Raw genomic sequence first — 17515 nt, forward strand, 5'->3', positions numbered from 1 at the left:
AAGATTCTCTGAAGGAGCAGCAACATGGCGGTAACCACTGAAAGCCCGCGGCAAAGCGACAAGGCCGACGATCTCGCGGCATCGGCTGCCGATGGCATGCTGGGTCCCAACCCGTTTGTCGGCTTGCGGCCGTGCGATATCGTCGCCACCGCGCAGCGAATCGGCGCTCAGGCATGGCAGCAGCCCGCGCTGGTCATGGAGCAGGAGATGGCGTTCGCTCGCGAGCTTTTGGGGCTGTTCTCGGGTGACGCGCAGGCTGCGCCCCCAAAGGGCGACAAACGCTTCACCGACGCCGCCTGGCAGAACAATTCGCTGTATCGCATGACGCTGCAAGGCTACCTCGCGTGGCGCAATGCGCTCGAGGGTTTCGTCGAGCGCTCGGGGCTGGATGCAGCCAACAAGGAGCGTGCGCGGTTCGTGATGTCGCTCTTGACGGACGCCGCGTCTCCGACCAACACGCTGCTCGGCAATCCTGCTGCGCTCAAGAAGGTCATCGATACCGGCGGCGCGAGCCTGCTCGACGGCTGCAGCAACATCGTGATGGACCTGCTCAAGAATCGCGGCATGCCCGCGCAGGTCAACAAGACGGCTTTCGAGGTGGGCAAGAACCTCGGCACCGCCTCGGGCGCGGTGGTCTTTCGCAACGAGGTGCTCGAGCTGATTCAGTACGCGCCGGCGACGCAGGAGGTCTACAGCCGGCCGCAACTGATCGTGCCGCCGCAGATCAACAAGTTCTATGTCTTCGACCTCTCCGAGGGCAAGAGCATCGTCGACTATCTGGTCAAGAACGAGCTTCAGGTCTTTGTCGTGAGCTGGCGCAATCCGACCGCGGCGCAAAGCCACTGGGATCTCGACACGTACGTCGGCGCGCTCGTGGAAGCGATCGCGGCCGTGCGCGAGATCACCGGGTGCGACGACGTCAACCTGCATGGCGCATGCTCCGGCGCGATGACCATTTCGGCTTTGCTTGGACATCTCGCGAGCCGGGGTGAATCGACGGTCAACGCGACCACGCTGATGGTCGCCGTGCTCGACAACATCGCCGACTCGCAGCTCGGTCTCTTCGCCACGCCCGAGGCGATTGCGGCCGCCAAGCAGCACAGCGTTTCACGCGGCGTGCTGGCGGGCGAGGAGATGGGACGCGTGTTCGCGTGGATGCGGCCCAACGATCTGGTGTGGAACTACTGGGTCAACAACTACTTGATGGGCAACGCACCGCCGGCCTTCGACGTCCTTTACTGGAACAACGACACGACCCGGCTCCCGGCGAAGCTGCATGGGCAATTGCTCGACATCTTCACGCAGAACCTCTTCAGCAAGCCGGGTGCGCTGACGGTGCTGGGCACGCCGATCGACCTCTCGCAGGTCAAGTGCGACAAGTATGTGGTGGCCGGCATCACCGATCACATCACGCCGTGGAAGGGGGTGTACAACACCGCTACGACGTTCGGCGGCAATACCCGTTTCGTCTTGAGTTCGAGCGGCCATATCCAGAGCCTGATCAATCCGCCCGGCAATCCGAAGGCGAAGTACTACCTCAATCCCGAGCTGCCCGTGAGCGCCGATGCATGGCTCGCCGGCGCAAAGACTGAAACGGATTCGTGGTGGGGCAACTGGAGAGACTGGCTCGCGGAGCGCTCCGGCGAAAAGCGCGCAGCGCCCAAGGTGCTCGGCAGCAAGCGGTATCCGGCCGGCGCGAACGCGCCCGGCACGTATGTTTTGGAAGCCTGACCGGTCTCATTGCCGGACGGCAAACACTTTTTCGATCACTTCTCCAAGGGAGTCAACATGGCAACGACCCAACCCGGCAACCTCTTTGCCGAATATACGAAGCTCATTACGCAGTTCAAACTGCCGAACGTCGACGTAGCCGCAATCCTCGAATCGCGCCGCAAGGACATCGAAGCGCTCGTGGAGGCGAACATGACGGCGCTCGCCGGCGTGCAGCAACTCGGTCAGAAGCAGGTCGACATCGTTCGCTCGTCGATGACCGAGCTGCAATCGCTCGTGACCCGCTTGCGGTCCCCCGGCGGCGAATCCGCCGCGGCAACGGGAGAAGGCGTTCAGAAGGCGCTGCAAAAGGCATTCGTGGACATGCAGGAGCTCGCGGATGCGGCGTACCGGACGCAAACCGACAGCATCGCCGTCGTCACGAAGCGCTTTGCGGAGCATGTCGAGGAACTGAAGGCGATGATGCAGTCCAAGAAGTGACCGGGCGGGACGGTGCGAGCCGTCGCCGCCGCAACGAAACGAAGCGAAGCGAAGCGAAGCGTCCAGCAAGGGGACCTACTCGATGACCGACCTGCAAACAAGCCCGGAGTGTGTCGACGCGATGCAGACCCAGACGATCGACCTGGACGGCCAGTTGTTGCGTGTCGCTGTCCGGCGCGGCAGCGACGCCTCGCCGCCGCTGCTCCTGTTCAACGGCATCGGCGCGAATCTCGAACTGGTCGAGCCGTTCGTCGAGGCGCTGGATGACGTGACGGTCATCGTCTTCGACGTTCCCGGCGTCGGCGGCTCGCCAGTCCCATTGATCCCGTACCGGTTCTCGACGCTTGCCGTCCTGTCCGACAAGCTGCTGACGCGGCTCGGATACGCCGGCCCGGTCGACGTGTTGGGCGTCTCATGGGGCGGGGCGCTGGCCCAGCAGTTCGCGCACCTTTACCCGAGGCGGTGCCGCAGGCTGATTCTCGCGGCCACCTCGCCGGGGGTGATCATGGTGCCTGCGCGGTTGTCGGTGCTCTCCAAGCTGATCGGGCCGCGGCGCTATACCGATCCGGCCTACCTGCGGCAAATCGGGGCGGAGATCTACGGCGGCGCGTACCGGCGCGATCCCGCGCTGCTCGAGGAGCACAGCCGTCATATCCAGGCGCCGCGCGGCCGTGGCTATCTCTATCAATTGCTGGCGGCATCGGGTTGGACCAGCTTGCCCTGGCTCGGCGCGCTTCGGCAGACGACGCTCGTCATGCATGGCAACGACGACCCGATCGTGCCGCTCACGAACGCCAAGATTCTCGCGGCGAGGATTCGCCATGCGACCCTGCACGTGATCGACGACGGGCATCTTTTCCTGATTACGCGGGCAAGCGAAGTCGCTCCAGTGGTGAAGCGGTTCCTGCGGGAGGAGGCGGGGTGAGCGTCGTGACGGAGAGAGACGGGAATGCCCGGCGCGCGGGGCGTGGTTCAGTCAGAGACGAAAAACTCGTTCGACTGAAGCGCATGCGCACGGCGGCGACCTGTCTGCTCGCGGCGATGATCGCGCTGCTGCTCACGTGCGTGGTTTGGCAGCACGCGTATCCATGGCTCGAATGGCCGCGTGCTTTTGCCGAGGCGGCGACAGTCGGCGCGATTGCGGACTGGTATGCGGTGGTCGCGTTGTTCCGGCACCCGTGCGGGATACCGGTCCCGCACACCGCCATCATTCCCAGGAATCAGCGGCGCATCGCCGAGAGTCTCGGCAGCTTTGTCGAAGAGAACTTCCTGACACCCGAAATCATCGTCGGGCGGCTGAGCGGCTACAACGCGGCAGAAGCGCTGGCGCGCTGGCTTGCGGTACGGGAAAACAGCGCGGAGATCGCGGATATGGTGGCCGCTTCGCTGCCGCGATTGCTCGAAGGCATGGACGAGACGGACGTCGAGCACCTCTTCGAGCGGCTCGTGATTCCGCGATTGCGCGAGCTCGATGTCACTCGCGTTGCGAGCCGGCTCCTGAATATCCTCACCGAAGGCAATCGCCATCAGCCTTTGCTCGACCGCGGACTGATCGCTGTGGAGGCGTGGCTGAGCGGCAACCTGGACCTGATCAAGGCGAAGTTCAGCGAAGCGTCGAAATATACGCCGGCGCCGCTGGACGCTTATATCGTCAACAAGTTTGTCGAAGGCATCGTTGCGCTGATCCATGAGGTCGTCGCGAATCCGGAGCACGAGCTTCGGCATCAGTTCGATGCAGCCGTAAAGGATTTTTCCGACGACCTGCAAACGTCGGCGGTGTATCGCCGGTTTGGCCGGCTGCTGTTGCGCGACTGCATTCGGCATCTCGAAGCCAGGGACTATTACCGTGTCCTGCTCGAGCACGTTCGCGCGCATGTGCTTGCCGATCTCGGAGGCCGGCGCTCCGTCGTGCGCGAGATGCTGGTGGGTACGTTCGTCGCCATCGGCAGAGGCGTGGCGGGCGAGCCTTCGATTCAGCACAAGCTGAACGCATGGTGGCTCGATATCGCGAACCTGCTCGTGCTGCGGCACCGTCATCAGCTGTCGGGCCTGATCGCCGACGTCGTGAAAGGCTGGGACACGAAGGAGGTGAGCGGGAAGCTCGAGGCGGAGATCGGCCGGGATTTGCAATACATTCGAATCAACGGCACGTTCGTTGGCGGCACGGTGGGGGTGCTCATCCATGCCTGCGTATTTTTTGCTTCGCGGTAAGCGCCGCTATTCGGGCGTCGTGCGATGGCCGCCTTTCAAGAGGGGAATTCCGGCCTCTGTCCTGTCGTAGACGGCAGGTGTCCGAACCGCGACCGATAGTACTGTGCAAAGCGCCCCGGATGAGGAATCCCGCAGTCAAACGCCGCTTCCGCCACGGTAGCACCGGCCAAGATCTGCTCGCGCGCGACGTCCAGCCTGAGATCGCGCAGGTACCGCATCGGCGAGACGTCATGGTCGCGCTTGAAGCTGGCTTGCAAGGTTCGTACGCTGACTCCCGCGGCCTCGGCGACTTCCTCGAGGCTCAGATCCCGGGAGAGATTGGCTCGGATAAATATCTCGGCGCGCCGTATCTCTCGACTGACATCGGGGCGCCGCTGGCTATCCTGGATGGCCGGAAGAACCGCGCTCTCGAATAGCGCAACCATGAGCGCTTCAGTATGCTCACGTACGCCGTGGTGTTTCGCGATCGCTTCGATGGACGCTTGTGAGGACAAGAGGAACTGCACGTATTCGAACCAAGGCCCAAGCGCGGGGTTCGCGATGTCGAAGAAAACGCCATCACGAATGAGATGTCGCCCTAGCAAGCTGGATTCCATGAGAATCACGATCCGGACGCAGTCACGTGAGAATCGCGCTCGCATCACCCGCCGAGGACAGGCCAAATATCCTTGGTTGGTGCGCAGCGGAAGGACTCGGCCGTTATCCGTCACTTCCCCGGAGCCCTCCAGGCACGCGATCATTACCGCGTAATCGCCTTGCCCCGAGGCCTCGATCGACGTAGCTGTTCCCAATGCGACGATGGCGATCGAGAACGCGCCAAGGTGAATGCCGCTCACGCGAGCCGGGCGCACGACGCTGCCCAGTGGCGTCACCACGGTAGGCGCGAGGTAGCGAGACAGATGTCGGCCCATCTCCGCGGGCTCATACGACCTCAGTAAAGAGAGCTTGTGGCGAACGAGCAAGTGCATCTTGGCTCCACCAGGCATAGACAGGGGCTGCTATTGGGTTGCGTTTCGAGCATACGCGGCGAAATCCAAAGTGGTCAATCGGTGCTCGTCGGCATCGTGCCGCCATCGACGAAGCGGCGCCGCATGAGGCGTGATGCTACGCACCCGTGAATTGGGGTTTCTTACGCTTTTCAATGAACGCTGAAACTCCCCGGGCGAAATCTTCTGTTTCGGCACAAGCTTGAAACGACCTGAGTTCCGCGGATAGCTGCTGCTCGAGATCGTGTCCGAATGAGGCGCATAGAAGCCGCTTCGTTTGTCCGTAAGCAATCGTGGGCCCGGCTGCAAGGGCGTTCAACAACGCATTCGTTGCTTCATCCAAATCTTCCTCCTCTGTCACACGGTTGACGATTCCGAGTTGCAAGGCCTGTTCGGCAGTCAAGCTTTCTCCGAGTAGCGCTATCCCCATTGCTCTGCGCAAGCCGACAATGCGAGGCAGCATCCAGGACAAGCCCACATCGGGACTCGTGCCAATCTGCGTATAGCCGAACGAAAACCGCACGTCCCGGGATGCAATGGCCAAGTCACAGGCCAGCGCAACACTCATCCCTGCGCCTGCCACGGGACCCCGTAAGCTAGCCACCACCGGCAGAGGGAGCGAGACCAAAATCGAAAGCGCTTCATTCATCGGCTCTATGATTTTTTGGGCAGTATCCGCCGCGCGAGAAAAGTCCTCGTAAAAGCGGCTTAGATCACCGCCGGCCATGAATGCCCGTCCTTCACCGCTGATCACTACCGCGCGACACTCGCCGTTCTCTTGGATTTCCCGGCAGCGTTTCAGAAAGCACGTTGCCAGCTCCGGCGAGATCGCGTTGAGGGTACGCGGTCGGTTGAAGCGGACACGTGCGATACCGTTTTGCACTTCCAGCAGAACTGCGTCTTCATTACATTCCATCATTTTGCTTTCCATCGGGTGAACACGCTTCCTGACTCACTTGTATTGGAAGAAGCCTCGCCCGCTTTTTCGACCGAGAAATCCTGCGTCTACCATTTCCTTGAGAAGCGGCGCGGGCCGATATTTAGGATCGTTGAATCCCTGGTAGAAGATCTCCATCACCGCAAGCATCGTGTCCAAGCCGATGAGGTCGGCGAGCGCCAGCGGCCCAATCGGATGGTTTGCCCCGAGCTTCATGCCGCTGTCGATGTCTTCCGCAGTGGCGAGGCCCTCCTGCAGGGCGAAGACTGCCTCATTGATCATTGGGCAAAGGATTCGGTTCACGGCGAAGCCGGGGCTATTCTTCGCGAGAATGGCAGTCTTCCCGATCGCTTCAACGAATGCCTGGACGCGCTGCTGGGTGACAGCCGAGGTCTGCAACCCGCGAATCAGTTCCACCAGGGCCATCATCGGAACGGGGTTGAAAAAGTGAGTCCCGATGAACCTGTCCGGCCGGTCGAGCGCTGCCGCGAGTTTGGTGATGGAAATCGAGGACGTATTCGTCGCAATGATTGCGTCCGCGGCAACGGCGGCTTCGATCTCCTTCAGTATGCGAAGCTTCAGCGTTTCGTTTTCGGTTGCGGCTTCGATCACGAGATCGGCATCGGACAGGTCCGGATATCGGGTAGTCACTGTGAGGCGTGTCAATATCTCGGGTGCGGCGGTGGACGTAATCGATTGCTTTTTGATCAATCGGTCCAGGCTCGCAGAGATCGTTGCCAGTCCGCGCTGCAGCACCTCGTCTGAGATATCCAGCATGGCGACCTCAAAACCCGCTGTGGCGCACACCTGGGCAATGCCGTTTCCCATTGTGCCGGCGCCGACGACAGCGATTTTATTTATAGCCATCAGAAGTTCCTTTCAGGTGCGGCGCGCTCACGCAATTGGCGCGATCGCCGGCGTTCAACCATTCCTATTCGGTCTTTGTGCAGCCTGATGAAGCAAGCCTCAGACGCGCTCGTAAATCGCTGCGATGCCTTGCCCACCGCCAATGCACATCGTGACCAGAGCAAAACGGCCACCGGTCCGGTGCAGTTCGTAGATCGCCTTTACGGAGATGATCGCTCCCGTCGCGCCCACTGGATGCCCGAGAGAAATCCCCGAGCCGTTGGGATTGACCTTGCTCGGATCGAGACCGAGTTCCTTTGCAACGGCGCAGGCCTGTGCGGCGAAGGCTTCGTTGGACTCGATGATGTCCATATCGGTCAAGCTCAGGCCGGTGCGGCGCATCACTAGACGCGTAGCGGGAATTGGCCCGGTGCCCATATAGTCGGGTTCCACTCCGGCATGGGCGTAGCCGACGAGCCGGGCCAATGGTTTGAGGCCCATCGCGATCGCTTTGCCCGACTCGGCGAGCACAATGGCTGCAGCGCCATCGTTGATGCCGGAAGCGTTTCCTGCAGTGACAGAACCGCCTTCCTTGAACACGGGTTTCATCTTTGCCAGACTGTCTTCTGTCAAATCTCTGCGAACGTGTTCGTCCGTATCGAAACGAACAACGCCTTTTCGCGTCTTGATCTCCACCGGCACGATCTGACTCTTGAAGTGGCCCGCGTCAATTGCAGCCGCGGCGCGCAGTTGACTTTGCAGTGCAAGCCTATCTTGCTCGCCGCGCGAGATGCCATGGCGCTGCGCCACGTTTTCCGCGGTCACGCCCATGTGCATGCGCTTCCATGGATCGTGAAGGATGCCTGTCATGTAGTCCACCATCTGGGTGTCGCCCATACGGGTACCCCAGCGCGTCGAAGGTGCGATGTACGGACCCCGGCTCATGGATTCAGCGCCGCCGCCGATGGCAAAGTCGACATCCCCGACCATGATCGACTGCGCCGCGGAAATCACTGCCTGCAGACCAGAGCCGCAAAGCCTGTTGACATTGAATGCCGGGACCTCTTTGGGAATGCCCGCGTCCATCGCAGAGACACGACTCAGGTAGGCATCCCGCGGTTCCGTGGGAACGACGTTTCCCATGACGACGTGCCCGATTTCAGTGGCTGGCACCTCTGAGCGCTGAAGTGCTGCGCGAATGACGGTTGAGCCAAGCTCTGTCATCGGCACATCCTTGAGCGACCCGCCGAACGATCCGATGGCGGTGCGTGCTGCGCCGACGATGACGACTTCACGATTGCTCATTGTTCGATCCTTTCTCGCCTTGGTGCGAGCGGGTACAGGTTCTCGTCAAATCGATCGAGGCTCGGGAACCGCAGCGGCTCTTCGTCCATGAGAGACGGGAGCCGTTTTCGCCATGCGTCCAGGTATTCCAATCGCTTTTCGTTCGTCACATAGGGCACATGCCAGGCGACGAAAGGCGCAAGCACATCAAGCCCGGTATACGCGAGGGTTCCCTGCAAAAGATGCTTCAGCATGCCCTCGATCGGGCCGTGTATGCCGTTCGTGTCGAGCATGTGGGCCTGCCCCCCGAGCGTGAAGCTCACGATTGCGCGCTTTCCTTTTAGGCCGCCGCGGTCGTAAAAGCGCATGCCGCCGTAGACGGATCCCGAGACGAGGACTCGATCGAGCCAACCCTTGAGAATCGCGGGGGTGGAAAACCAGAACAGCGGAAAATTCAACACAAGCAAGTCACAGTCGAGGAGTTTCTTTAACTCGTTCTGAATATCGTGCGATATCGTCCCCGTCGAAACGCCGTGGCGCTGTTCCAGGGCATACACGCAATACTCCGGATCCGCTCTCGTTCCAAAATCGTTCGCAGACGCGACTGGGTTGAATCCCATGGCGTAGAGATCCGAGACCAGGACTTCGTGCCCGGCTGCACGGAATACTTCTTCCGCGGTGGTCTTAAGAGCCGAGCTGAACGATTTCGGCTCCGGATGGGCGTGGACGATGAAAACTTTCATTGTGGACAATCCCTAGCTTGGACACATCGAGTTTCCCTGCACGTCGGCTTGCTGTACATTGTCTAAAGTGACATAAAGTATGCGAAACGAGACATGCCCCGCGCTGCCATCCTTGCGTATGACGATTGCTACGCCTCCAGCTTGAGCGGCTTCGCGGACATACTCCAGATTGCGAATTCGCACATTCGCCGCCTGCAAGGCGCCGCAGCTCCTCTGTTCGAGTGGAAATTTGTTTCGCCGACGGGTGAGCCCGTCAAGGCAAGTAACGGCCTGGCCGTGAATTCGCAACCGATCCGCCCGCGGGAAAAGTTCGACGTGGTCTTCATTCCGAGCGCCCACTACGCGGGCAGCAAGGCTTTTGACCGCTTGCTGGCGCGTCAATCCTCGGCATGCGACTGGCTCGTCACGCAGTGGAACTCCGGTGCATTCGTCGCGGCGAACTGCACCGGCACCTTTCTTCTTGCTGCGACCGGCCTTCTCGACTCCCGGCCGGCAACGACGACCTGGTGGCTCGCAGAGCAGTTCCGCAGCAAGTTTCCTCGGGTCAACCTTCAACTCGAACCGGTCATCACAGAGGCCGACAGGCTGATATGCGCGGGCGCCTCGGCGTCGTATCTTCTGCAAACCGTTCACGTCATTGAGCGATTGTCTGGTCCGATCATTGCGTCGCAATGCGCCAAGGCCATGCTGATCGACGTCAGTCAAACCAAACAAACGCCCTATCTGCCGCTGCTCACAGACAAGGCTCATGCAGACTCCTTGGTCCATCGGGCTCAACACTGGCTGCAAAAGAACATGGCAAAAGAGGTGAGGATTTCGCAGATGGCGGATGAACTCGGAGTGAGCGAACGTACGGTGATTCGCCGGTTCCAGGCTGCGCTGAGTCAAGCGCCTTTGCGCTATTTGCAGAGCTTGCGTATCGATACGGCACGGGGCCTGCTTGAGGGGGGCGACCTTACGGTGGAGGTGATTGCCTCTAAAGTGGGCTACTACGACGTAAGCTCTTTCTGCCGGCTCTTCAAGGACAAGGTCGGGCTTAGCCCCGGTGCTTATCGTAGCCGCTTTCGTACGTCACCCTCGACGGAAGAATGAGCGTACGGCACAGCCGTTCCTAACCCATCCTCCGAGCACTGAAAAGAAGCCCCTTTTCGATCCGGCCGGTCAAGTATCTGCGCAAATCGGATACTGCCTCTCCTTTCACGCGCAAATCGGATAGAAACGGCCGAATGGCCTACTTACACTTGTTTCCCAAGAGGGAGGCATACAAGCCTCCTTGAAAGGAGACAAATATGCTTCGATACCGGAGACTCGTTCGAGTCGAGTTGAACGTCACGAATCTGGGTCGCTCTTCTAAATTTTATGAAGAGATCGTCGGGCTGACGCCGATCGAGCGGAACCCGGACGGGTCGGCGTCCTTTCTCTGCGGCTCGGACGATTGTCTGGTGGTGCTGCACGAATTCCCAGTCCCGGGCTTCCGGTCGATTGCGTTGTCCCTGGAGGACGAATCGGCGTTCGAAGGACTGCACCGCCAACTGAGCGAGCACAACGTCCCATACGATGTCGCGCCATCCGAAGAGTGCGACGCGCGCAATCTCTTGCGCGCTTGGCGAATTGCCGAGCCCAACTCCAGCGCGGCCTTCGAGTTCTGTCTTCCGCGCGCTACCGCGATGTCTCGCACATTCACGCCGACGGTCGCCAAGATCCAGCGCATCGGCCATGTCGTCTTCTGCACGCCGCGTCATGCCGAAGCGGTAACGTTCATGCGGAAGGTGTTGGGGTTCGCGACGTCGGACGACATCGACGGCGTCATCACGTTGATGCGGCCTCCGCCAAGCCCTTATCACCACGGCGTGGGGGTAGGGCTCGGCGCGCGGCACGGCTTGCACCATGTCAACTTCATGGTGTCCGCGATCGACGACATCGGCATAGCCATGAACCGGTTCAAGCGAGAAGGCGTTCCCATCGTGTTCGGTCCCGGTCGCCATCCCGCCTCGGAGAGCGTTTTCCTCTACTTTCTGGACCCGGATGGCCTGACGCTCGAATACAGCTTCGGCATGGAGGAGTTTCCCGAGGTCTCCCCGCGCGAGCCGAGGGTGCTGCCTCCGGTCCCTGCGTCTATCGATGGCTGGGGCGGTATCAGGGATCCGCGAATGTCCGCGACCGGGCTGATTCAGCCCTATCGCGCCGGCTCAGGGTGGCAGGCTTTCGTGGAGGGTGTAGCGTGAGCGCCTCGGCCATCGATATTCACACGCACGTCGTTCCGTACGACTTTCCGGCGTACGCGGGCACATCGCCGGGGGCGTTCTGGCCGCAGATGTGCGCGTCCCCGCAGTGCAATCACCGCAGCGTGATGATCGACGGAAAGCTCTTTCGCACGGTCTCTCACGAGTGCTGGGACGTGGAGCAGCGCCTGCATCACATGGAAAAAACGGGCATCGGCCGGCAAGTGCTTTCGCCGATGCCTGAGCTCCTGTCGTACTGGATGCCGGCGCCGGACGCGCTCGTGCTATGCAGGCACATCAACGATGTCATGGCGGACATGGTGGCGCAGGCGCCCGAGCGTTTCTCCGCGCTCGGTTGCGTCCCGCTTCAGGACCCTGAACTTGCCGCGCGCGAGCTCGAGAGGCTGATGAAGCTGGGCACCTTCCGTGGCGTGGAGATCGGGACCAATGTCGACGACGTGGTGATCGGCGATCCGCGCTTCGAGCCGTTCTTCGCTGCCGCCGAAGAACTCGGTGCTTCGATCTTCGTGCATCCATTGCGGCCAGCCGGGCTGAACCGGCTGGTGGGTCCTCCGGGCCTGATGCAGCTCGTGGCCTTTCCGAGCGAGAACGCGCTGGCGGCAGCGTCGTTGATTACCGGCGGCGTGCTCGAGCGCCATCCTCGGCTGCGCATCGCCTTCAGCCATGGCGCAGGCGGATTCGCACTCACGTTGCCGCGCCTTGCGGCCGGATGGGAGCAGCTCGCGCTGCAGCATCGAAGGTCACCTTGGGAGCAGGCGCGCAGTCTGTTCTACGACACCCTCGTCTATGACGGCCCCACGCTTGCTCACCTGATTTCGACCTTCGGGGCGACACAGCTCTGCATTGGCACGGACCATCCGTTCCTGATCGAGGATACCCGGCCGTTGCAGCGACTCGACGAGTTGGACCTGGATAGCGAGACGCGGCATCTCCTGCTGTCGGGCAATGCGATGCGCTTCCTGGGTGAGACATCGCCCGACCTTTCACTTCATCCCCTATGAACCCATCCAATTCAGAGACCGGTGCAATCATGGAAGAAGGCAATCGCCAAGTCTGGCTCAAGTCCAGGCCTAACGGCATCCCGCAAGCCGAGGACTTCGCCATCCGGGTGACCCCGGTCCCCACGCCGGCGGAAGGCGAATTCGTGGTCCGCAACAGCTACCTGTCCGTCGATCCGGCGATGCGAGGCTGGATCGCCGACACGAGCACCTATTGGCCGCGGATCGAAGTCGGCGATACGATGCGCGCCTTTGCCGCCGGCGAAGTCATCGCGTCACGGCACCCCGACTACGCCGTGGGCGAGCAGGTGATGGGCATCTTCGGCTGGCAGGACTATGCGTCGGTGCGCCCTCAACAAGTCATGCGCAAGGTTCTCGAGCGCGACCTGTCGTTGTCTTTATCGCTGGGCGTGCTTGGCCTCAACGGGCTCACCGCGTATTTCGGCTTGCTCGACGTGTGTCAGCCGCAGCCGGGCGAGACGGTTGTCGTGTCGACCGCGGCCGGCGCCGTAGGCTCTGCCGTGGGGCAAATCGCGCGCATCAAGGGCTGCAAGGTGGTCGGCATTGCGGGCGGGGAAGACAAGGTCCGGCAATGCATCGAGGAGTTCGGCTACGACGCCGCGATCGACTACAAGCGCGAGACGGATCTGGAGACGGCGCTTCGCAAGGCGTGCCCCGATGGCATCGACGCGTACTTCGACAATACGTCCGGCGCGGCTCTGGATGCCGTGCTGCGCCAGATCAACGTGCATGCGCGCATCGGGATCTGCGGCACGGCGTCTTTCGCAAGCTGGGAGCCCTGGAATGTGGGCCCGCGCCCGGAGCGGAACCTGCTCGTCAAGCGCGCCACCATGCGCGGTTTTCTCACGACGGACTTTGCAGAGCGCTATGAAGAGGCAATCGGCAATCTGGTGAGCTGGATTCGCGCCGGAAAGTTGAAGTATCGCGAGGACGTCCGTGAAGGAATCGAAACCGCGCCTGGACTGATCCGGACGCTGTACGACGGCGGCAACGCCGGCAAGCTGCTCATCCGCCTTCGTGAGGAGCAGGCGCTGGCCGAGGAGGGCAAGTCATGAGCCAGCCGCGAGCACCCCATAAAGTCATCCTGAGTTGCGCCGTCACGGGCTCCATCCACACGCCTTCGATGAGCCCGCATCTCCCGGTGACGCCGGACGAGATTGCACGCGAATCCATCGCGGCTGCCGAGGCAGGCGCCGCCGTGCTGCACCTTCACGCGCGAAACCCGAGCGACGGAAGCCCGTCTCCGGATCCCGCTCTCTTCATGGAGTTTCTCCCGCGGATCAGGGAGGCGTGCGACGCCATCGTGAACATCACGACAGGAGGCGGGCAGGGCATGTCGCTGGACGATCGCCTGGCGGCGGCGCTGCGTGCGTCTCCGGAGTTGGCGTCGTTGAACATGGGCTCCATGAACTTCGGGCTGTATCCGGCCCTCGATCGCTACAAGGAATTTCGCCACGACTGGGAGGCGCCGTATCTCGAGCGTTCGCGAGACTGGATCTTTCGCAACACCTTCGCCGATATGGAGCAGATCCTCGAGCGGCTCGGCAAGGGGCACGGCACGCGTTTCGAGTTCGAGTGCTACGACGTCGGCCATCTGTACACGCTGGCCCACTTGCTGGACCGGAAACTGGTCACGCCGCCGCTGTTCGTGCAGTCGATCTTCGGAGTGCTCGGCGGGCAGGGCGCGGATACGGAAAACCTGCTGCACGCCAAACGGGTGGCCGAGAAGCTGTTCGGTACCGACTACCTCTGGTCCATCATGGCCGTTGGACGTCACCAGCTTGGCTTTACGACGATGGGAGCCCTGAACGGCGGCCATGCCCGCGTGGGTCTCGAGGACAGCTTGTATGCGGGCAAAGGGCGGTTGGCGACCTCCAACGCGGAGCAGGTGACGCTGCTGCGCGGGATTCTCGAAGCGCTGTCGCTGGAGATCGCCTCGCCTGCGGAAGCGCGTGCCCTGCTTGATCTGAAGGGCGCGAAGAACGTGGGTTTCTAACGCTCAGCAAATCATTGCGGCGCATCGAGCGGCATCACGCAACGGTGCCGATCAGCTTAGAGAAATGGAGTGTCAAAACATGTCGAGATTGATCGTGCGGTACGAGCACGGGGGAGCTGTCCGGTGGGGGGAACTCATCGGCCCCGCGCCGCAGAGCGCAAACGACGATGTCCGGTTAGTCCCGCTGCCGGTTCATTGCGCGACGACGGCGGAATTTCTGGCTGAAGCGTCCAACGTCAGTACCGTCGACGAAGCACAGGCGGTGACGATCAAGGCAGCGGCACTGGTGTCGCCCGTCACATCGGATGCCGCGCTGGTCTGCCAGGGTCTCAACTATGCGTCGCATGCTCAGGAAGCGAAGCACGCTGAGCGCAAGAGCAACCTCATCTTCGGCAAGGCGGGTTCTTCGATCACGGGCCCCTACGACGATATCGTGCGCCCGGCGGACGTCGAGCTGCTGGACTACGAGGTTGAATTTGCCCTCGTGATGCGCAGGCAGTTCGGCGCTCGAGATCGGATCAGCCGGGAGAACATCGGGGAGTATGTTGCGGGCGTCGTACTTTGCAACGATGTATCAGCTCGCGATATTCAGTTTGGGGAGTCCCTGTTGCAATGGTATCGCGGCAAGAGCTATCGCACGTTCTGCCCCGTTGGTCCGGCGATATGGCTCCTGGAACCGAGTGAAGTTGCAGACGCGCTCGAACGGCTGGAAATCCAGCTTCACGTCAATGGGGAGCTGCGGCAGCAAGCGACGTCGCAGCAGCTGATCTGGAAGCCGGTGGAAACGCTCAACTTCGTGGGCACGATTCAGGACATGCGCGCTGGAGATCTGTTGTTGACAGGTACGCCTGGCGGAGTGACGGCGCCTGTTACGGCGCGAATGGTCGAGATCATCCAGACCCATCTCCTGAATGACGACGTCAGGCGGGACGAGCTTCGCACGGAGATGACAAAAGGGCGCCCGTTCCTGCGTCCCGGTGATGTCGTCACCGCGACGCTGAGCGAGAAGGAAAGCGGCCGGAATCTCGGCGGGCTCGGCAACACGATCGCCGGCGCTACCCCGCTCTAGTCGAGCGGTGTGGGTGCGGTAACCAGGAAAGGAAGCGTAGGTGAGAACGACGAGCAGCGACCGGTTGGATGACGCCGATGGCTCTGCGGGGACGTGGCTGGTTCCCGTTGGCGGAGCGATCGCGTTGATCGTGGGAAACGGGCCGGTCAGCGTGTTCGCGTTCGGCGTTTTCATGGGCCCGCTGCAGAGCGAATTCGGCTGGAGCCGTGCGTCTCTCAGTGTCGCGACGGCGCTATGTGCGCTGGTGTCGGCACTGTCGCTTCCGTTCGTGGGCCTGCTGATGGACAAGTTCGGCGTGCGGCGCGTGCTGGCGCTGGGGATTTGCCTGTTTGGACTCAATGTCGCGGTCATCGGTCAGACAAGCAGTTTGGTGTGGTTCATCGCGCTCACTGCGCTTACCGGCGCGATGGGCGCCGCCCAGAGCCCGATCGGGTACGTCAAGTCGATCGCAAGCCACTTCGACCGCCGGCGAGGATTGGCGATAGGCATCGCGATGAGCGGCATAGGGCTGGGTACCGCGCTCGTCCCGCAGTACGTGCAGTGGCTCATTGGGACCTACAACTGGCGTATCGGGTATCTCGGTCTCGGAGCGGCGATCGTCGTTGTGGCGATGCCGGCCGTGGGGCTGCTGCTGCGCGAGCCAAACGTCCATCGCCAATCAGGACGGAGCTCGCAGGGGCACGGTCTGAGTCTTCGGCAGGCGATGGCGCTTCGCGCGTTCTGGTGCATCGCCAGCGCCGTGCTGCTGGTCTCGATCGCCGTGAACGGTGCGCTCGTGCATGTGGTGCCATTGCTCGTCGATGCAGGTTGGACTCCGAGTTCGGCGGCACGAGTCCTCGCGGCCGCCGGGGTCGCAGGGTTGGCCGGGAGGTTGCTGGCGGGCTACCTCATGGATCGCGTGTTTGCCGCATATGTGGCCTCGAGTTTCTTCGCGATCGCTATTGCAGGTCTCTATCTGCTCGGTAGCCATTCCAATCCCGTGCTGGGCATGGTCGCGATCGGGCTCGCCGCGGGTGCTGAGGTCGACATGGTTGGTTTTTTCGTGTCGCGCTATTTTGGGCTGAAGCGCTTTGGGCAGCTGTACGGCGTGTTCTTTTCGATATTCACCGTAGGGGCGGGCCTTGGCCCGTTGCTGTTGGGGGCGGCTTTCACTCGCTTCCACAGCTATGAGATCGGATTTATCGGGTGCGGCCTGGCACTCGCCATTGCCAGTGTTTGTATCTTGGCCGTCGGGCCCTATTCATACGGTTCGCCCCGCGATGCGAGTGCTGGTGCCAGTGCGGTGTAGCTTCATCTTGCGGTCGCGCGCGCTGATGCCTGCCGGCCGTTCATCTTATCTGCCTAAAAGGACACAGGCTTACATGAAACCTTCCCTTTTTGCTTTTGTGGCTTTTGCTTCCGCGATCGCAGCGCCGGCATTTGCAGCCCCGGTTACCTATAGCCTCGACCCAGCGCACACTTACCCGAGCTTCGAGGCGGATCACTTCGGCGGTGTCTCGGTGTGGCGCGGCAAGTTCACGAAGAGCTCGGGAACGGTCGTGCTCGACACCGCGGCGAAGACGGGAACGGTAGAGGTGACCGTGGACGCCTCGTCGATCGACACGGGCAACGCAGCGCTGGACAAGCATGTGAGGTCGGCGGAAATGCTCGACGTCGGGAAGTATCCGGCGGCCGTCTACAAGGGCACTTCGATTCGCTTCGAAGGTGATGCGCCCGTGGAGGTAATCGGCACGCTCACGCTACATGGCGTAACGAAACCGTTGAACCTCAAGATCGATTCGTTCAAGTGTTTCCAGAACCCGATGCTCAAGCGCGAAGTGTGCGGCGCCGATGCGAAGGGCGAATTTGACCGCTCCGACTATGGAATGAATTTCGGCCAGTCATACGGTTTCAGGATGGCCACGACGTTGCAAATCCAGGTGGAAGGCATCAAGGCCGAGTAAGCAGGTGTGAGGCAGGCAGTGATTTGA

General features: G+C 61.6%; 17 protein-coding genes. 12 read left to right on the forward strand and 5 right to left on the reverse strand.

Annotation, left to right across the window (positions count from 1 at the left end):
- Nucleotides 1-24: 24 nt before the first annotated feature.
- The 4 genes from FAZ69_RS29635 (at nt 25) to FAZ69_RS29650 (ending at nt 4422) form a co-directional block, all read left to right on the forward strand.
- The gene (locus tag FAZ69_RS29635) at nt 25-1731 is read left to right on the forward strand and encodes an alpha/beta fold hydrolase (RefSeq protein WP_136898648.1); all 1707 of its coding nucleotides are present in this window, start codon (nt 25-27) and stop codon (nt 1729-1731) included.
- 57 nt (nt 1732-1788) lie between these two features.
- Nucleotides 1789-2211, forward strand: coding sequence for a phasin family protein (locus tag FAZ69_RS29640; protein ID WP_136898649.1), 423 nt, complete (start codon nt 1789-1791; stop codon nt 2209-2211).
- An 82-nt stretch (nt 2212-2293) separates the two neighbouring features.
- Nucleotides 2294-3136, forward strand: coding sequence for a poly(3-hydroxyalkanoate) depolymerase (gene phaZ, locus FAZ69_RS29645; RefSeq protein WP_136898650.1), 843 nt, complete (start codon nt 2294-2296; stop codon nt 3134-3136).
- A gap of 83 nt (nt 3137-3219) precedes the next feature.
- Nucleotides 3220-4422: a DUF445 domain-containing protein gene (locus FAZ69_RS29650; RefSeq protein ID WP_136898651.1), complete on the forward strand. Its 1203-nt coding sequence runs from the start codon at nt 3220-3222 to the stop codon at nt 4420-4422.
- Between the two features lie 35 nt (nt 4423-4457).
- On the opposite strand, the gene FAZ69_RS29655 is transcribed toward FAZ69_RS29650, so the two are convergent.
- The 5 genes from FAZ69_RS29655 to FAZ69_RS29675 form a co-directional block, all read right to left on the reverse strand.
- Nucleotides 4458-5390, reverse strand: coding sequence for a helix-turn-helix domain-containing protein (locus FAZ69_RS29655; protein ID WP_169708809.1), 933 nt, complete (start codon nt 5388-5390; stop codon nt 4458-4460).
- Between the two features lie 136 nt (nt 5391-5526).
- Nucleotides 5527-6339 (reverse strand): enoyl-CoA hydratase/isomerase family protein, encoded by an 813-nt coding sequence (locus tag FAZ69_RS29660; protein WP_240702520.1) that lies wholly within the window; start codon nt 6337-6339, stop codon nt 5527-5529.
- A gap of 21 nt (nt 6340-6360) precedes the next feature.
- Nucleotides 6361-7212: a 3-hydroxybutyryl-CoA dehydrogenase gene (locus FAZ69_RS29665; RefSeq protein WP_136898653.1), complete on the reverse strand. Its 852-nt coding sequence runs from the start codon at nt 7210-7212 to the stop codon at nt 6361-6363.
- Between the two features lie 99 nt (nt 7213-7311).
- Entirely contained in the window at nt 7312-8496 is a 1185-nt protein-coding gene (locus FAZ69_RS29670; protein ID WP_136898654.1) for an acetyl-CoA C-acyltransferase family protein, read from the reverse strand.
- On the reverse strand, nt 8493-9218 hold the full coding sequence (locus FAZ69_RS29675) for an NAD(P)H-dependent oxidoreductase (protein ID WP_136898655.1): 726 nt from the start codon (nt 9216-9218) through the stop codon (nt 8493-8495). Before FAZ69_RS29675 ends, FAZ69_RS29670 begins: the two co-directional genes overlap by 4 nt.
- A gap of 93 nt (nt 9219-9311) precedes the next feature.
- On the opposite strand from FAZ69_RS29675, the gene FAZ69_RS29680 reads away from it, so the two are divergent.
- From FAZ69_RS29680 to FAZ69_RS29715, 8 genes are all read left to right on the forward strand, one after another.
- The gene (locus tag FAZ69_RS29680) at nt 9312-10310 is read left to right on the forward strand and encodes a GlxA family transcriptional regulator (RefSeq protein ID WP_136898656.1); all 999 of its coding nucleotides are present in this window, start codon (nt 9312-9314) and stop codon (nt 10308-10310) included.
- Between the two features lie 197 nt (nt 10311-10507).
- Nucleotides 10508-11443 (forward strand): VOC family protein, encoded by a 936-nt coding sequence (locus tag FAZ69_RS29685; protein WP_136898657.1) that lies wholly within the window; start codon nt 10508-10510, stop codon nt 11441-11443.
- Entirely contained in the window at nt 11440-12462 is a 1023-nt protein-coding gene (locus FAZ69_RS29690) for an amidohydrolase family protein (protein ID WP_240702523.1), read from the forward strand. The genes FAZ69_RS29685 and FAZ69_RS29690 overlap by 4 nt, the downstream gene beginning before the upstream one ends.
- A gap of 29 nt (nt 12463-12491) precedes the next feature.
- Nucleotides 12492-13535 carry an NADP-dependent oxidoreductase gene (locus FAZ69_RS29695; protein WP_136898659.1) on the forward strand — a complete coding sequence of 348 codons (1044 nt, stop codon included), beginning with the start codon at nt 12492-12494 and terminating at the stop codon, nt 13533-13535.
- Nucleotides 13532-14476 (forward strand): 3,5-dioxohexanoate:acetyl-CoA acetone transferase, encoded by a 945-nt coding sequence (kce, locus tag FAZ69_RS29700; RefSeq protein WP_136898660.1) that lies wholly within the window; start codon nt 13532-13534, stop codon nt 14474-14476. Before FAZ69_RS29695 ends, kce begins: the two co-directional genes overlap by 4 nt.
- Before the next feature lie 79 nt (nt 14477-14555).
- Nucleotides 14556-15545 (forward strand): fumarylacetoacetate hydrolase family protein, encoded by a 990-nt coding sequence (locus FAZ69_RS29705; RefSeq protein WP_169708810.1) that lies wholly within the window; start codon nt 14556-14558, stop codon nt 15543-15545.
- Between the two features lie 40 nt (nt 15546-15585).
- Nucleotides 15586-16833, forward strand: a complete 1248-nt coding sequence (locus FAZ69_RS29710) for an MFS transporter (protein ID WP_136898662.1) — start codon at nt 15586-15588, stop codon at nt 16831-16833.
- A 73-nt stretch (nt 16834-16906) separates the two neighbouring features.
- Nucleotides 16907-17488, forward strand: a complete 582-nt coding sequence (locus FAZ69_RS29715) for a YceI family protein (RefSeq protein ID WP_136898691.1) — start codon at nt 16907-16909, stop codon at nt 17486-17488.
- The last annotated feature ends 27 nt before the right edge of the window (nt 17489-17515 follow it).

Source organism: Trinickia terrae (assembly GCF_005144415.1).
In the GTDB taxonomy this organism is placed as follows: domain Bacteria; phylum Pseudomonadota; class Gammaproteobacteria; order Burkholderiales; family Burkholderiaceae; genus Trinickia_A; species Trinickia_A terrae.